This is a genomic window from Stenotrophomonas sp. CASM110, assembly GCF_049384345.1.
Taxonomy (GTDB): domain Bacteria; phylum Pseudomonadota; class Gammaproteobacteria; order Xanthomonadales; family Xanthomonadaceae; genus Stenotrophomonas; species Stenotrophomonas muris.
Genome location: NZ_JBMRGI010000012.1, coordinates 69460 through 85721 on the forward strand (window position 1 = coordinate 69460; position 16262 = coordinate 85721).

Below are 16262 nucleotides of genomic sequence, written 5' to 3' on the forward strand. Positions count from 1 at the left end.
GCTGGCAGCGTTGTCTTCGATGAGTTTCTCAAGTTTTTGCGCGAGAGTGCTGTTCTTGATTCGCCCCCGAGCAGGAGTGGAGAGTTAAGATGTGTCAGTTTGCGCGCCTTTCCGACGTTTCTGGTGAGTCGATGAAAACCACCGCACTGATTTCGTGCTTCGTCTTTTGTGCTCAATTTGGGTCCTCGCTAGCTGCCCGTCCGCTGTCAGAGAGACTCGCGGCGGACATTGAGATGGCCGAACACTCTATTCTTGCCTCGCTGGTGGTGCACAAAAGTTCCGAGAGCAAGTCACTGTGCTCTCAGACGCCATATGCTTGTGCAGGAGCAGACGGTGCTGAGCTTGGTCTCGCCTTGATAGGGGGCAGCAGGAGTGCTGCCGCTCCTCTGCACTTGGTTGAACTGTCGCGATTCCGTATGGATGGAGCGCTTTCAGAGGACTACAAGTGCTACCTCGCTGCGCAGGGCAATTCAGTGGTTCAGGCCGCGTCGAAGCTGGATGCCAAGAAGCTGGCAGGGCAATGCATGTCCGAATTTGCTGCTTTCAAGCGTCGGGCCGGCCCTGCAAAGTTCGACGTGGCGCCCGAGAACATTTGCAGCTCAGTGGCGGACATCCAGGGTTCCCTGCGTGAAGTTATCCGACTAGCCAATGCAGGTGGTGACTGTGACGGCGTCTGAGTCGGTCATCGGAAAAAGCTGATGCGTACGCGTTTCGCGAAGCCTTGGCTTGGTTGACTACTGTCGCTCGCCGTCGCGAGCTATGCAGTTCTGCAATCCGCCGTCTCCGAGGCAGGGCTGGGCCCTGGCGGCGGGGTGCACCCGGATGCAGAACGAAGACATCCAGGAACTGGTTGATATGGTTCGTGAGCCTACGAACGCCCAGTGATCATTCAATGCTTCCGAGAAAAGGGCCAATGCATAGGCTCGGGGCGTTGAAGAAGTACTGATTTTGTTCGCTCGCTTGAGCAAAAAACCAGTAGATTTCATCTCAGGCGACTGATTTGGTTAGAAAAGAAAGCCCCGCCAATGCGGGGCTTTTCTTTCTGCGCGATGTCGTTGGCATTGTGCTCCGCAGCATCAGTTTTCGTGCGCCGCGACTTGCAAACAGGCAATTTCCTCCCCTATGGTGCAATCGATTGCATTGCTGTGAATCGTTGCGTTTGATACCGGTTGGGAGGCCGGTAGGTGGATGTCCATCCATTCGATCAGACCGGCCCCGGCGATGGGGCTCACGCGGCGTGATGCGCTGCGCATGGCGGTTGCGGGAGGCGTAGCCCTGGGTATTGCGGGAGCGTTGCCTGCATTCGCCGCCACTGCAGCGCTCAAGGGCAACCTGCAACACTCCGTGGCCCGCTGGACCTTCCCGCAGCTGTCGGTCGCCCAGCTCTGCACGACGGTGAAGGACATCGGCTTCGCCGCCATCGACCTGGTCGGCCCGGAAGACTGGCCCACGCTGAAGGCGAATGGCGTCTACAGCTCGATGTGCAATGGCGCGGAGCTGGGCCTGACCAAGGGCTTTGCCGGCCGCGAATTCCACGACCCGCTGGTGGAGCGCTACACGCGGCACATCGACCTGGTCGCCGATGCCGGTTACCGCAACCTCATCTGCTTCTCCGGCAACCGCAACGGCATGGACCCGCAGGACGGCATGGCCAATGCCGAGGCGGGCCTCAAGCGCATCCTCGGGCATGCCGAGAAGCGCGGCGTGGTGCTGGTGATGGAGCTGCTGAACTCCAGGGTCGATCACCACGACTACCTGTGCGATCACTCGGCCTGGGGCGTGGAGCTGTGCCAGCGGCTCGGCTCGGACAACTTCGGCCTGCTCTACGACATCTACCACATGCAGATCATGGAGGGCGACATCATCGCCACCATCGGCAAGCATCACGCCTGCTTCAAGCATTACCACACTGCAGGCGTGCCGGGCCGGAACGAGATTGGAGACCAGCAGGAGCTCCACTATCCGGCCATCTGTCGCGCGATCCGCGACACCGGTTTCAAGGGGTATCTGGCGCAGGAATTCACGCCTGCAGCGCCCGATCCCGTTGCCTCATTGCGCGAGGCGATCCGCCTCTGCGACGTCTGAAACGATATCCACCCAGGTGAGAGACCATGGCAGATAATCACTACGACGCCATTGTTGTTGGCTCGGGAATCAGTGGCGGTTGGGCAGCGAAGGAGCTGACCGAGAAGGGCCTGAAGGTCCTGATGCTGGAACGCGGGCGCAACATCGAGCACGTCAAGGACTACGTCAATGCGATGAAGGAAGCGTGGGACTTCCCGCATCGCAACCGGCCGACGCAGGCGATGAAGGCCGCCTTCCCGGTGCTGATGCGCGACTACGGCCTGGCCGAGAACCTGGAAGGAATGTGGGCCAACGAGCAGGACTCACCCTACATCGAAACCAAGCGCTTCGACTGGTTCCGTGGCTACCACGTGGGCGGGCGCTCGCTGATGTGGGGCCGGCAGAGCTATCGGTTTTCCGACCTGGACTTCGAAGCGAACCTCAAGGATGGCATCGCCACCGACTGGCCGATCCGCTATGCCGACATCGCGCCGTGGTACGACCATGTAGAGAGGTTCGCCGGCATCGCCGGCACGCGCGAAGGACTGGACGTGCTGCCGGACGGCGAGTTCCTGCCGCCGATCCCGTTGAACATCGTCGAGAAGGACGTGGCCGCGCGGATCAAGAAGGCCTTTGGCGGAACGCGGCACATGATCCACTCGCGCACCGCCAACATCACCCAGCCGATGCCCGAGCAGGGGCGCGTGAACTGCCAGTACCGCAACAAGTGCATCCTGGGCTGTCCCTTCGGTGCCTATTTCTCGACCCAGGCGGCGACGCTGCCAGCGGCGATGAAGACCGGCAACCTGACCTTGCGGCCGTTCTCGATCGTCAAGGAAGTGCTCTACGACAAGGATCGCAAGCGTGCGCGCGGCGTGGAGGTGATCGATGCCGAGACCGGGCAGACCTACCAGTACACCGCCAAGGTCATCTTCCTCAATGCATCGTCGTTCAATTCGACCTGGCTGCTGATGAACTCGGCGACCGATGTGTGGGAGGGGGGACTGGGTTCTTCGTCGGGCGAGCTGGGGCACAACGTGATGGACCATCATTTCGGTGCGGGCGCCTCGGGCCGGGTCGAGGGCTACGAAGACAAGTACTACTTCGGCCGCCGTCCGTGCGGTTTCTACATTCCGCGCTTCCGCAACGTCGCGGCCGACAAGCGCGGCTACCTGCGCGGGTTCGGTTACCAGGGCGGTGCCAGCCGCACCGGCTGGTCGCGCGAGATCGCCGAGCTGAACATCGGTGCCGACCTGAAGGAGGCGCTGACCGTACCGGGCGACTGGCGCATCGGCATGACCGGGTTCGGTGAAATGCTGCCGCACCACGACAATACGATCCGCCTGGACCACGACCGCAAGGACAAATGGGGGCTGCCGGTGCTGGCGATGGACGTGTCCATGCGCGCCAACGAACTGGCGATGCGCAAGGACATGGCCGCCGATGCTGCCGAGATGCTGGAGGCGGCTGGCGTCAAGGACGTGAAGATGCACGACCACGACTATGCCCCGGGCAAGGGCATCCACGAGATGGGGACCGCACGCATGGGACGTGACCGGAAGAGCTCGGTATTGAACGCGCACAACCAGGTCTGGGATGCGCCCAACGTCTATGTGACCGACGGTGCCTGCATGACCTCCAGCGCCTGCGTGAATCCTTCGCTGACCTATATGGCGCTGACCGCGCGCGCGGCCGACCACGCGGTACGCGAACTGAAAGCGGGGAACCTCTGATGGATCGCCGCGAACTGTTGAAGATGATCGTTGCCGCCACCGGCGCGGCCATGGTCGGCCTGCCTGCGCTCGCGCAGGGAAACGCCGCTGCGGCACCGGTGAAGACCCTGTTCTCCGATGCCGACATCGGCACGCTGGACGAGATCGCCGAGACCATCCTGCCGCGGACCCGGACGCCAGGGGCGAAGGATGCCGGCGCTGGCCTGTTCATGGCGACCTTCGTCAGCGATTGCTACACCGCCCGGCAGCAGGCAACGTTCCGGGCAGGCCTGGTCGATATCGACAAGCGCGCCGGCGGCCGGTTTGTGGCGCTTGCGCCGGAAGCCCGCACCCAGTTGCTGCGAACGCTGGACGCCGAAGCCAAGGCGCGCTCTGCCGACGTGACCGAGACCGGTACGCCTGAAGAGGGCGAGGCGATGCCGCATTACTTCACGATGATCAAGCAGCTGGCCATCTTCGGCTTCTTCACCTCCAAGGTCGGGGCGACCGGCGTGCTGCAGTACGTCGCGGTGCCCGGCCGCTACGACGGCGACCTCGCCTATGTCCCCGGTACGCCCGCGTGGGGGACCAGCTGATGGACACCACCCTGATGATCCGCCCTGCGTTGATCACTGTTGGCCTGCTGGCCGCTGCATCTGCATTCGCGCAGGACAGTGCCGACGCTGCGCGCGACCCGAAGAAGACCGAAGTGTGGACCCCCGTGCCCGCTGTCGTGGCCACGCCGCCAGGCAAGGCCCCCTCCGACGCGATCGTGCTGTTCGATGGCAAGGATGTCTCCGCGTGGGAATCGGAGCAGGGCGGACGCGTGCCCTGGAAGGTTGCCGGGGGCGCCATGACCGTCGTTCCGGGCAGCAAGGGCATCCGCACCCGGCAACGCTTCTGCGATGTCCAGCTGCATGTGGAGTGGCGCACGCCCACTGACACGAAGGGCTTCGACGGCCAGAACCGGGGCAACAGCGGGATCTTCCTGCAGGAACTGTATGAACTGCAGGTGCTCGACAGCTACAACAACCCGACCTATGCCAATGGCCAGGCGGGCTCCATCTACAAGCAGGCCATGCCGCGGGTGAATGCCTCGCGCGCGCCGGGCCAGTGGCAGGCCTACGACATCATCTGGAAGGCACCGCGCTTCTCGGTGGGCGGTGGGCTTGTGTCGCCCGCGCGCATCACGGTGCTGCACAACGGCGTGCTGGTGCAGGATGACACCGTGCTGGCAGGCAAGACCGAGTACATCGGGGCGCCCTCGTATTCGCCCCATGCGTGTGCGCCGCTCTATCTGCAGGAGCATGACTCCAGGGTCAGTTACCGCAACATCTGGGTGCGCGAGCTGTAGTGGCATGCGGCTGGCGTGGCCGCCGGCCGCTTACTTCGCCAGGTAGCTGGCGATATCGTCTATCTCCTGCTGTGACAGCTGGGAGAAGGGCGGCATCAGGCCGCCGCCCTTGCTGATCTTTTCCTTGATCTGTGCAGGTGCCATGCGCTTGCCGATGTCGGTGAGTGCCGGGAACGCGCCCGGCATGCCCGCGCGATCGGCGCCGTGGCAGGCCACGCAGTTCGCGGTGTAGAGCTTTGCTCCCGCAGCCGGGTCGCCCTTGCACCAGGCGGCTGTCGCAACACTCATGCCGCCCAGGGCCACCGCCATTGCCAGGATCATTTTCATGTGGGGCTCCTTGATGCGTCAGCGCCGCGCACGGGCAGGCGTATTGGTGGTCAGGTGTTCACGCAGATAGTCGGCGCCGGCCTGGACGACCTTGGCCGGCTCGCGTGGCTGGTCGTGCTCGATGATGTACCAATGCACGCCGGCGCCCCTCGCAGCAGGCAGGATCGTGTTCCAGTCCAGTACGCCCTGGCCGACCGCAGCGAATCCGCCTTCGTCTTCGGCCTGGCCCTTGAGCGCATTGTCCTTGGCGTGTACCGCGAATACGTGGCCGCGGAACTTTCCCAGCATCACCGCCGGGTCCAGGCCCGCACGCGCGACCCAGGCCAGGTCCAGCTCGGTCTGCAGGTCGGGGCCGGCGGCGGCAAACAGCAGTTCCAGCCCGGTCCTGCCATCGAAGTCGACCAGCTCGAAGTCGTGGTTGTGATAGGCCAGGCGCATGCCCTTGCCGCGCACCTGTTTCGCGATCCGGCCCAGTTCCTGTCCCAGGGCGGTCCAGCCGGCGGCATCGCTCGGGCGTTCCTTCCTGTCCAGGTACGGCACCACCAGCGTGGTGTTGCCGATCGACCGGTTGAAGGTCACCACCCCATCCAGGTTGCTGCGCAGCTCGGCCAGCGGCACATGCGATGAAATGGCCTTGATCGAATACCGGTCCAGCAGCTGCTTCAGTTCCGCGGCACTGACGTTCTGCGTGCCGACGGTTTCCACCGCGTGCACACCGGCATCGTGGACGATCTTCAACTGTTGCTCGAGCGAGCCGGCATTGCGCAGGGTGTACATCTGCACCGCTATCGGCTTCTGCGCGCTGGCGGCTTCGACTGCGAAGGCGGGCAGCGCCGCGAGCAGCAGGACGAGGCTTGCACTTCGACGGACAAGGGCTTTCATCAACAGATCCTCCCGGGATTCAACCGATGGTGGTCCAGGCGCGTGACCTGGCCGATGCAATGACGCGATCAACGATCCGCGCCGAACGCATGCCGTCCTCGAAGGTGGGCAGGCCCTGCGGCCGCTCGCCGTCGATGGCGCGATAGGTGTCGGCGACAAACGCCTCGAAGCACTGGGCGTAGCCCTGCGCGTGCCCGGCCGGCAGCGCCGACAACCGGCGCTGTTCGGCAGTGCCCGCGCCGGGCCCGCGCACGAAGATTTCCTCGCGCTGGTCGGGCAGGCCGATCCACAGCCGCTCGGCGTCCTCCTGGTCGAAGGCGATGCTGGCGTTGGCGCCGTCGATCTCGAACCAGAGGCGGTTGCGGCGTCCGGCCGAAACCTGGCTCACCGTCAACGACGCCAGCGTACCGGCGCCGGTCCTGAACATCGCCGTCGCCACGTCCTCGCTCGCGACCGCCTGCGTCGCGCCGTTCGCTGCCGGTGTGCTGAAGCTCTGGCCGGTGACGGCGCTGCGTTCGGCGATCACCGTGGCAAACGCCGCGTTCACTTCGGTGAAGCGCTCGCCACTGACCCATTCGACCAGGTCGCACCAGTGCGAACCAATGTCGGCGAACACGCGCGAGGTGCCGCCCAGCGCCGGGTCCACGCGCCAGTTGTTGCTGGCCGGGTCCAGCAGCCAATCCTGCAGGTAACTGCCATGGATCAGGTGCAGCGGCCCCAGGTCACCCTGGGCGATGCGTGCACGGGCCTCGCGCACCACCGGGTGGTAGCGGTAGACGAAGGGGACGGTGGCAACCAATCCGGTCGAGGCGGCCAGTACCGCCAGCGCCTGCGCATCGTCCAGCGTCGTCGCCAGCGGCTTCTCGCAGATCACGTGCTTGCCGGCTTCCAGCGCAGCCTGTGCCATGGCGCGGTGCAGATGGTTGGGCGTGCACACGTGCACCACCTGTACCTGCGGATCGGCGATCACCTCCTCGATATCCCGGTAGGCGCGCGGGACATTCCAGGAGTGCGCTGCCTCATGCGCGCGCTGCGGTGACGAGGCGGCCACGCCGCGTACCTCGGCGCCGGCGAGCAAGGCCGCGCGGCGGTGCACGGCGCCGATCATGCCGGTGCCGACGATGGCGATTCCAAGCTTGGGCATCGACGGGGATCCTCAGGGTATGGAGGGCGCGGCCGCAGCCGCCGGCCGGTCGCGGAACAGCAGCAGGAAGGCGACCAGCACCACCAGCGCAACAGCGGCCGGGAACAGCCAGATCTGCTGCCAGTCGGGACCGGCCTCGGTGGTGAAGTGCTCCACCACCGCGCCGGACAGGAAGGTGCCGATCAACATGCCCACGCCATAGGTGGCCAGGGTGATGAACCCCTGTGCGCTGCTGCGCGCGGCAGGGCCGGCATGTGCATCGGTGTAGATCTGGCCGGTGACGAAGAAGAAGTCGTAGCAGATGCCGTGCAGCACGATGCCGATCACCAGCAGCGGGAAACCGCCACCTGCATCGCCGAAGGCGAACAGCGCGTAGCGCACCACCCAGGCGGCCATGCCGACCGCCAGCATGGTTTTCACCCCCAGCCGAACGAACAGGAACGGCATGGCCAGCATCAGCAGCACTTCGGAAACCTGGCCCAGCGACTGCAGGCCTGCCGCGCCGCGCACGCCGAGGTCGTTGAGATAGGGATTGGTGAAGTTGTAGTAGAACGACAGCGGGATGCAGATGGCGATGGAGGCCAGGAAGAACACCAGGTAGGCGCGCGACTTCAGCAGCCGCAGCGAATCCAGCCCCAGGATCTGCCCCAGCCCGGCATCGCGCTGCTGCGCCAGTGGCGGTGTGTGCGGCAGGGTGAACGCATACAGCCCGAGCACCAGCGACGCCGCCGCCGCCATCCGGAACGTCAGCTCAAGCCGATGCGCCTGTTCCCAGCCCAGCCAGCCGATCAGCACGCCCGCCACGATCCAGCCGATGCTGCCGGCCACGCGGACCAGCGGGAACTGCTTTTCGGGTGATTGCATGTGCCGCATGGCCACGCTGTTGGCCAGTGCCAGGGTCGGCATGAACAGCAACATGTAGCCCATGACGCACGCAGAGAACATGCTGAAGCTGGTTGCCGTGGACGCCAGCCACATCAGCGCGGCACCGGCCAGATGCAGTACCGCAAGAATGCGCTGCGCCGCGAAGTAGCGATCCGCGATCAGCCCGACCAGGAACGGCGCCACGATGGCGCCGATCGACTGGCTGAGGAACGCGGTCGCCACCTGGCTCGCGCTGGCCTGCAGCGGGCCCTGCACCAGGTAGGTGCCCAGGGTGACGAACCACGCCCCCCAGATGAAGAACTGCAGAAACATCATCGCGCCCAGGCGCGACATGGCGTGCGTCATGGCTTGCCCTCCCGGGGCGGTCTTGGCTCAGATTCCCAGCATGCGGTGCAGTGATGCGGCGTCGGTGCCACTGTCGGCGAAGTCATCGAAGGCGCGTTCGGTCACGCGGATGAGGTGGTCGCGGATGAAGGCGGCACCCTCGCGCGCGCCGTCTTCCGGGTGCTTCAGGCAGCACTCCCATTCCAGTACCGCCCAGCCGGGGAAGTCGTACTGCGCGAACTTCGAGAAGATCGCCTTGAAGTCGATCTGGCCGTCACCGGGTGAACGGAACCGGCCCGGACGGTCGATCCAGTCCTGGTAGCCGCCGTACACGCCGCTGCTTGCGCTGGGGCGATGTTCCGCGTCCTTGACGTGGAAGATGCCGATGCGCGCGTGGTAGCGGTCGATGAAACCGAGGTAATCCATCTGCTGCAGCAGCAGGTGGCTGGGGTCGTACAGGATCTTCGCGCGGGGATGGTGGTCGACCTCATCGAGGAAGCGCTCGAAGGTCGCACCATCGTGCAGGTCCTCGCCCGGGTGGATCTCGAAGCACAGGTCAACGCCGCAGGCATCGAACGCATCCAGGATCGGGCGCCAGCGACGGCCGAGTTCGGCGAAGGCTTCTTCCACCAGTCCCGGCGGGCGCTGCGGCCAGGGGTAGAAGTAGGGCCAGGCCAATGCACCGGAGAACGTGGCATGCGCGGTCAGCCCCAGGCGCTGGCTGGCCTGCGCCGCCAGCCGCAGCTGCTCCACCGCCCAGGCCTGGCGGGCGGCCGGGTTGCCGCGCTTGTCCGGTGGCGCGAATCCGTCGAACAGGCTGTCGTAGGCAGGATGGACGGCAACCAACTGCCCCTGCAGGTGGGTCGACAGTTCGGTGATCTGCAGGCCGTGCCCGGCCAGCATGCCGGCAATGTCGTCGCAGTACGCCTGGCTGCGCGCCGCCTCCGCCAGGTCGAACAGGTGGGGCGCGGAGGTGGGGACTTGTACGCCAGAATAGCCCAGACCCGCGGCCCATCCGGCCAGCGTGTCCAGCCGATCAAAAGGAGCTGTGTCGCCGATGAACTGCGCCAGGAACAGCGCTGGACCCTTGAGCGTCTTCAACGTGATTCGCCCTCGATGCAATCGATTGCATTATCCTAGCAGGGGCTTACGCAGGACCTGTTGTGCAGTGCACAGCGGGCAGGAGGACTAACGCCATGGCCACCATCTACGACATCGCAAAACACGTCGGCGTGTCCGCCGGTACGGTGTCGCGCGCGCTTTCCCGGCCGGACAAGGTGCTGCCGGCCACCCGCGCGCGCATCGAGCAGGCCGCCGCCGCACTGGGCTATGTGCCCAACACGGTGGCGCGCACGCTCAAGACCCAGCGCAGCGGCAAGATCCTGGTCACCGTCCCGGACATCGCCAATCCGTTCTTCGCGCAGATCCTGCAGGGGGCGGAGGAGGCCGCGCAGGCGGTGGGCTATGCGGTCCTGCTGGGCGATACCCAGCATCAACCCGACCGCGAGGAGCGCTACGCGCAGATGCTCCGGCGCAACGAGGCCGACGGCATGATCGTGCTGGGCCATCGCCTGCCACCGACCGCGCGCGAGATCGTCGAGCAGCGCGGCGCCGCCGCACCGGTGGTCAACGGCTGCGAGTTCGACCCCGCGCTGGGCATCCCCAGCGTCCACATCGACAACGCCGCCGCCGCACGCGCGGTGATGGAGCATCTGTACGGGCTGGGACACGAACGGATTGCGGTGGTCGGCGGGCCGCCTGACAACCCCCTGCACCAGCAACGGCTGGAAGGGGTCCGCGCGGCCGGCAAGGCGCGTGGCCGCCTGCGCCAGCTGAGCATCGTGCCGGGTGACTTTTCCGTGGAATCCGGCCATGCAGCGGCGATGGCGCTGCTGGATGGCACGGCCGCGCCGACCGCGGTGTTCTGCTTCAGTGACCAGATGGCACTGGGAACCCTGGCCGCTTGCCGGGACCTGGGCATCCGCGTGCCGGACGAGCTGTCCGTAGTCGGCTTCGATGATCTGGCGTCCTCCCGCTACCTCACGCCCCCGCTGACGACCATCCGGCAGCCGATGCGGGAGATTGGCGAGCGTGCGGTCAACCTGCTGCTCGCCATCATCGAGCACGTCGATGTGCCGCTTCAGCAGACGCTGGAGTTCAGCTTCAAGCTGCGTGGCTCGACGGCTGCGCCCCGCCCCGGGTAACCACGGGAGCGGGAGGGGCAGCGGCAGCGGCCCGCGCGATATCGCGCAACCTTGATCCCGAATTGACGCAAAGCTGTCAGACTCATCGCAGGCAGCCCGGCAAGGGCCGTAGCACCAGGTGCGATCGCGCAAGGGGGTCGGCAATGCCATTCTTCACCGATTCGGCGGAAGGCGCGGTCGAAGGCATTGGCGCGGCACGTCGCATCGGCTGGATGCGTTTCGTCGGCAATGGGCTGGGGGCGATCCCCATCGCTTCGATCATGCTTGAACGCCATGACGGCGGGCTGGCCTGGGTCCTGCTGCTGCTCAACGCGCTGGCGTGGCCGGCACTGGCACTGCGGCTGACCCAGCGCTCCCGCCAGCCGGCGGTCGTCCAGTTCCGTTGCATGGTGGCCGACTCCTTCTTCGGCGGTGGCTGGATCGCCTTCATGGCGTTGAGCGCGGTGCCCAGCGCACTGTTCGCCGCGCTGCTGGTGGCCGACAAGATCGCCGCCGGTGGCGTGCGCCTGGCGATGCGCGCCACGCTGGCCCTGCTGCTGGGCTTCGCACTCACCTGGTGGTTGCTCGGCTTCCCTTACCAGCCGGTCACCTCGCAGCGCACGATCGTGCTGAGTGTCCCGTTCCTGTTCGTGTATGGCATCGGCCTCAGCATTCTCAGCTGGCAGCTGGCGCGCCGGGTCAAATCGCAGAACCGTCAGCTGCAGCGGCTCAGCCGGATGGACCCGCTGGTCGAGCTGGCCAACCGTGGCTTCCTGATCCTGCGTGCGCAGCAGGCGCTGGACCGGGCACAGGGCCAGGGCGGTTCTGCCTGCCTGCTGATGCTCGATGTGGATGATTTCAAGCGCATCAATGACTCGCATGGCCACCGCGCCGGTGACGAGGTACTGCGGCATATCGCGGCGACATTGCGCACCTTTGCCCGGCCCGGTGATACGCCCGCGCGGCTGGGGGGCGATGAGTTCGTGGTGCTGCTGCGCGACTGCGCACCCGTCGATGCGATGCACGTGGCCGAGCGGGTGCGCCTGCACCTGCTGGAGGCCGCGCAGCAGGCCACGCCGGGCGTGGAGTTCAGCGTCAGTATCGGCATTGCCGCCACACCGCGTGGCGGCAGTGTCGAGGACTGGTTGGCACTGGCCGACCGCGCGCTGTACCACGCCAAGCGGCAGGGCAAGAACACGGCCAGCTACGGCGAGTGAGTGCGGCACGGCCGCCGCCGAACGAGGGTGAAATGCCCGTTCATCCTGCACGCGGAATCGGCATGCCAATCCTCTACCATGGGCCACCCCGCCCGGACGCGCTCCCATGCAAGACGCTCTCGTTGCCCAGCCCAAACCCCCCATTCCAAGGATCGCGGCGTGGCTGATGATGCTGCTTGGCATGTGGCTGGCGCTGAAGCTCGGCCTGGTAGTGACCCTGCTGTCCGGCCTGCTGGTGTTCCAGCTGACGCACGTGCTGGCCTCCACCGTGGAGGGCAAGCTGCCGCCGGGGCGGGCACGGGCGATCGCAGTGATCGTGCTGTCGGCGATCATCATCAGCGGGCTGGTACTGGCCGGCATCGGCGTGGCCTCGTTCTTCCGCAACGAGACCGGCGGCCCGGACGCATTGCTGGCGCGCCTGATGGAGATCCTCAACACTTCGCGGCACCAGGTGCCGGCGCTGCTGCAACCCTACATTCCCGAAGACATGCCGGCGTTGCGCGCGGCGCTGAACGACTGGGCCGCCGAGCACCAGCGGCAGCTGGGCGTGGCCGGTACCTCGGTGGTACAGGTCGGTGTGCGCGTACTGATCGGTATGGTGCTGGGCGCGATGATCGCGCTGTATGACGAACTGCCGCTGCCGAAGATGGGCCCGCTGGCGCAGGAGCTGGTCGGGCGCACCAGCCGCCTGGCCACCGCGTTCCGCCAGGTGGTGTTCGCGCAGGTGAAGATCTCGCTGCTCAACACCGTGTTCACCGCCATCTTCCTGCTGGGCGTGCTGCCGTTGTTCGGCGTGCACCTGCCGCTGTCCAAGACCCTGGTGCTGATCACCTTCCTGGCCGGCCTGCTGCCGGTGGTGGGCAACATCATTTCCAACACGATCATCGCCATCGTCGCGCTGTCGGTCTCGTTCTATGTGGCGGTGGCGGCGCTGCTGTACCTGATCGTGATCCACAAGCTGGAGTACTTCCTCAACGCGCGCATCGTCGGTGGCGAGATCCAGGCGCGTGCCTGGGAGCTGCTGCTGGCCATGCTGGTGATGGAGGCGGCCTTCGGCCTGCCGGGCCTGGTCGCCGCACCGGTGTTCTATGCCTACGTGAAGCGCGAACTGGTCGACCAGCGCTGGATCTGACGCGGCGGGGCATGACGTAATTTGCCCCGATTCGACAACCCGTGCGGCCTTTGTCGGTGCGTTCGCGGCGGGCGCGGTATACCCATGGCAACGATTGATCCGGTAGCGGCTTGGCGCCTGTGCAGGCGGCCGCTACAGTGTTGTGCACTACAGGGGAAATGTGCATGGCCCGCAAGGCGTCGCCCATCGGATTGCGGACCTGGGTCTGGATCCTGGCCGGGCTGTTCGTAGTCTGTACGCTGCCATTGATGGCCATCGCGCTGGTGCAGGGCACGCTGCGCTTCACTGCCGCCGAGGACAACCTGGTCAGCCTGCGCCAGTTGCGGCAGACCTTCGACCTGGCCAACCTGGTGTCGGCCGAGCGCGGCCCCGCCAACAGCCTGCTCGGGGCCAACACGGCCGATGCGGGCGAACAGGCCCGGCTGGCGGCGGAGCTGGCAGTCGCGCGCAAGCGGGTCGATACCGCCCTGCAACGCCTGGACACCGTGTTCAACGCTGACCCGGGCGTGGTCGACGAACACGGGCTGCTGGCCGATGCGCAACGTCGCCTGCAATCGGCGCGGGCCGCGGTGGACCGGGTGGCGGCACAGCCGCATGGCGCGCGCCAGGTGGAGGACGTGGAGCGCGCGATCAGCAGCATGTTCGCCGTGGTTGATCGCCTGCACGTGCTGAGCTCGGCGCAGATCAACGTGCTGGTCAGCGCCGACCGCGAAGCAGCGATTCCGGCGATGCAGGGCCAGGTGCTGATCGACCTGCGCGAGCATGGCGGCCGCCTGGCCTCGAACGTGATGGCGCCGGTGGCGGTACCGGGGGCCTGGCGTGACGAACAGGTGCGGGCGGCATTGCAGACCGAAGGCCGCCTGCTGGAGCTGTGGCGGCTGGCAGGCAGCCATGAAGCGGTGTTCCGCAGTGATCCGGCGCTGTCCTGGCATTGGGACATGGCGCGCCGGCAGTTCTTCGGCGAATCGCTGCCGATGATCGAACAGTTGATCGAGGATGGCCGGCGCGGCGTGCCGCCGCCGTGGACCTCCGCCGAATTCACCACCCGCTACGTGCCGACCCTGCGGTCGCTGGAAGCGCTGCGGGACGGCTACCTGAGCGTGTCCATCGCCCGTTTCGAGCGCACCCGCAATCGCGAAGCGACGCGCCTGGTGGTGCTGGTGGCGACGGTGCTGGGCACGCTGGTGGTGCTGGGCGTGGCGCTGCGCATCGCGCATCTTCAGATCCTGCGGCCGCTGCTGCAGGCGCAGAAGCAGGTCATCCAGATCGCCTCGGAAGCGCCCGGCCCGGAGCAGCATGTGACCCACCCGCTGGCCGAGATGCAGCGCCTGTTCGATGCCATCGAAGTGCTGCGCGAGAAGTCGCGCGAGCGCTCGGCATTGACCAGCGAGCTGCGCCAGCTGGCCGGCACCGATGAGCTGACCGGGCTGTTGAACCGGCGCGCGCTGGACGAGTTGGTGCAGCAGCGTCATGCCGACGGTGGCAACAGCGCGGTGGTGATCCTGCTGGACGTGGACCGCTTCAAGGCGATCAACGATGGCCACGGGCATGATGCCGGTGACGAAGTGCTGGTGCAGGTGGCGCAGCTGCTGCAGCGCCACCTGCGCCGCAGCGACAGCATTGCCCGCTATGGTGGCGAGGAGTTTCTCGTGTTGCTGGCCGACGGTGATCTGGCCGGTGGCCGCCAGCTGGCCGAGTCGCTGCGGGTGGCGCTGCAGCGGCTGGACATCGCCCTGGTCGGTGGCAAGGTGCTGCGCGTCACCGCCAGCTTCGGTGTGGCCGAGGGCGGCACCGATGCGCTGGGCTGGCGCACCCTGCTGCGTGCCGCCGACGCGGCCATGTACCAGGCCAAGGCGCAGGGCCGCGACCGCGTGCGCGTGGCCGGCGGCGGCCGCAACGCACGTTGACGGCACCCATCAGCCGATCTGCGCATGCACGCGCTGCAGCGTGCGCGCAATCATCCGGCGCGCGATGGGACGCGGCACCGAGAGTCCACGCCAGCGCAGCGCACCCACGCGGAAGGTGGCGCTGGCAGTGGCCAGCACCTTGCCGGCCGGGTCGGTCAGCCAGCCGCGGGTGAAGGCGATGCTGCCCTTGCTGTGCTCGACTTCGCCCCAGCCGATGATCCGCCCGGGCCGTGCGGGGCTGACGAAACTGGTCTTGGATTCGACCGTGACCGCGATGCGGTTGGCAGGCAGGGTGGCGTAGATCGCTGGCCCCATGCAGTCGTCCAGCATCGCTGACAGGAAACCGCCCTGCACGTTGCCCATCGGGTTGGTGAGCACCGGCCCGGCCTCGAACTCGACCTGGATGCGGCGCAGTGCATCGTCGTAACCGACGAAGCGCCAGCCGAGCAGGGTGCCGGCCTGGGAGCGTGGAAGATCACCGTTGACCACGCTGTAGAAGATCGATTCGGGATTCATCGTGGAGCCTCGCGGGGGAGAGGGGAGAAAAAGAACTCACTGCGGTAGCGACAACAGGGCCAGCACGAATCCGATGACCGACAGCAGCACCACCGCGGCGCCGGCGGGCACCGGTGTACGCGCACCGGTGCGTCGCCGCACGCCGGAAGCGACCAGGACCGGCGGCAGGGTGGCGACCAGGCAGAACAGCTGGAACGCCAGCAGCTGCGGCAGTGCGAAGTGACCTCCGAAGAAGATCAACCAGGCCAGCATCACGCCGGCACCGGCCAGTGCGATCCAGGCAGCGCCGACCACGCGGATGAGCGCCATCAGCAGCACCTGCATGCGGGGGTCGATCTGTGCCCACGGCCTGTCCACGGCCTGGCCGTGGTAGGGCATGAAGTCGGAGCGTTTCAGATAGGCCGCAGCAAACAGGCAGACAATGAAGAACGCCAACAGGTAGCAGCCGAACGCGAGCCAGGCGGACAGGTCCATGTGGAGGCCATGCGGTTGCGGAGGAAAGGCCGCGTTTGTACCGGCAGCCATGCCGGTCGCGCCACGGGGTTGCGCGATTCTGGGGCAGCACGCCGTTAGGGGCGTGTCGCGGCTTGCAGGGCCGTTCCTCCATCTGCCGTT

Annotated in this window: 16 protein-coding genes; 9 read left to right on the plus strand and 7 right to left on the minus strand. The window is 66.4% G+C overall.

Annotated features, from left to right (window positions below; genetic code table 11):
* Positions 1-131: 131 nt before the first annotated feature.
* The 5 genes from VG561_RS12310 to VG561_RS12330 all read left to right on the plus strand — a co-directional run bounded on the left by VG561_RS12310 (position 132) and on the right by VG561_RS12330 (position 5130).
* The gene (locus tag VG561_RS12310; protein WP_160314160.1) at positions 132-677 is read left to right on the plus strand and encodes an Imm57 family immunity protein; all 546 of its coding nucleotides are present in this window, start codon (positions 132-134) and stop codon (positions 675-677) included.
* A 511-nt stretch (positions 678-1188) separates the two neighbouring features.
* A complete protein-coding gene (locus tag VG561_RS12315) occupies positions 1189-2085 on the plus strand; it encodes a hydroxypyruvate isomerase family protein (protein ID WP_423179625.1) in 897 nt (298 codons plus the stop codon).
* Between the two features lie 26 nt (positions 2086-2111).
* A complete protein-coding gene (locus VG561_RS12320) occupies positions 2112-3797 on the plus strand; it encodes a GMC oxidoreductase (protein ID WP_046429409.1) in 1686 nt (561 codons plus the stop codon).
* A complete protein-coding gene (locus VG561_RS12325) occupies positions 3797-4372 on the plus strand; it encodes a gluconate 2-dehydrogenase subunit 3 family protein (protein ID WP_014646300.1) in 576 nt (191 codons plus the stop codon). Before VG561_RS12320 ends, VG561_RS12325 begins: the two co-directional genes overlap by 1 nt.
* On the plus strand, positions 4372-5130 hold the full coding sequence (locus VG561_RS12330) for a 3-keto-disaccharide hydrolase (protein WP_046429464.1): 759 nt from the start codon (positions 4372-4374) through the stop codon (positions 5128-5130). Before VG561_RS12325 ends, VG561_RS12330 begins: the two co-directional genes overlap by 1 nt.
* Positions 5131-5160: 30 nt before the next feature.
* Here the strand turns inward: VG561_RS12330 and VG561_RS12335 are convergent, their stop codons facing one another.
* Genes VG561_RS12335 through VG561_RS12355 form a run of 5 tightly spaced genes read right to left on the minus strand, consistent with a single transcriptional unit; the run spans position 5161 to position 9793 of the window.
* On the minus strand, positions 5161-5457 hold the full coding sequence (locus tag VG561_RS12335) for a c-type cytochrome (RefSeq protein WP_032961525.1): 297 nt from the start codon (positions 5455-5457) through the stop codon (positions 5161-5163).
* An 18-nt stretch (positions 5458-5475) separates the two neighbouring features.
* Entirely contained in the window at positions 5476-6339 is an 864-nt protein-coding gene (locus tag VG561_RS12340) for a sugar phosphate isomerase/epimerase family protein (RefSeq protein WP_032961528.1), read from the minus strand.
* 19 nt (positions 6340-6358) lie between these two features.
* Positions 6359-7483, minus strand: a complete 1125-nt coding sequence (locus tag VG561_RS12345; RefSeq protein WP_423179626.1) for a Gfo/Idh/MocA family protein — start codon at positions 7481-7483, stop codon at positions 6359-6361.
* Between the two features lie 12 nt (positions 7484-7495).
* Positions 7496-8713: a nucleoside permease gene (locus VG561_RS12350; protein WP_134808599.1), complete on the minus strand. Its 1218-nt coding sequence runs from the start codon at positions 8711-8713 to the stop codon at positions 7496-7498.
* A 27-nt stretch (positions 8714-8740) separates the two neighbouring features.
* Positions 8741-9793, minus strand: a complete 1053-nt coding sequence (locus tag VG561_RS12355; protein WP_049441133.1) for a sugar phosphate isomerase/epimerase family protein — start codon at positions 9791-9793, stop codon at positions 8741-8743.
* Between the two features lie 95 nt (positions 9794-9888).
* On the opposite strand from VG561_RS12355, the gene VG561_RS12360 reads away from it, so the two are divergent.
* The 4 genes from VG561_RS12360 (at position 9889) to VG561_RS12375 (ending at position 15131) form a co-directional block, all read left to right on the plus strand.
* On the plus strand, positions 9889-10896 hold the full coding sequence (locus VG561_RS12360) for a LacI family DNA-binding transcriptional regulator (RefSeq protein WP_046429416.1): 1008 nt from the start codon (positions 9889-9891) through the stop codon (positions 10894-10896).
* 143 nt (positions 10897-11039) lie between these two features.
* Complete coding sequence (locus VG561_RS12365) at positions 11040-12092, plus strand: sensor domain-containing diguanylate cyclase (RefSeq protein ID WP_049441135.1); 1053 nt, start codon at positions 11040-11042, stop codon at positions 12090-12092.
* Positions 12093-12198: 106 nt separating this feature from the next.
* The gene (locus VG561_RS12370; protein ID WP_032961540.1) at positions 12199-13224 is read left to right on the plus strand and encodes an AI-2E family transporter; all 1026 of its coding nucleotides are present in this window, start codon (positions 12199-12201) and stop codon (positions 13222-13224) included.
* 164 nt (positions 13225-13388) lie between these two features.
* Entirely contained in the window at positions 13389-15131 is a 1743-nt protein-coding gene (locus VG561_RS12375) for a GGDEF domain-containing protein (protein ID WP_111205860.1), read from the plus strand.
* 9 nt (positions 15132-15140) lie between these two features.
* Here VG561_RS12375 and VG561_RS12380 read toward each other — a convergent pair whose 3' ends face one another.
* Together VG561_RS12380 and VG561_RS12385 are read right to left on the minus strand one after the other, a co-directional pair.
* The gene (locus VG561_RS12380; RefSeq protein ID WP_423179627.1) at positions 15141-15647 is read right to left on the minus strand and encodes a PaaI family thioesterase; all 507 of its coding nucleotides are present in this window, start codon (positions 15645-15647) and stop codon (positions 15141-15143) included.
* A 36-nt stretch (positions 15648-15683) separates the two neighbouring features.
* Entirely contained in the window at positions 15684-16121 is a 438-nt protein-coding gene (locus VG561_RS12385) for a hypothetical protein (protein WP_046429425.1), read from the minus strand.
* Positions 16122-16262 lie beyond the last annotated feature (141 nt).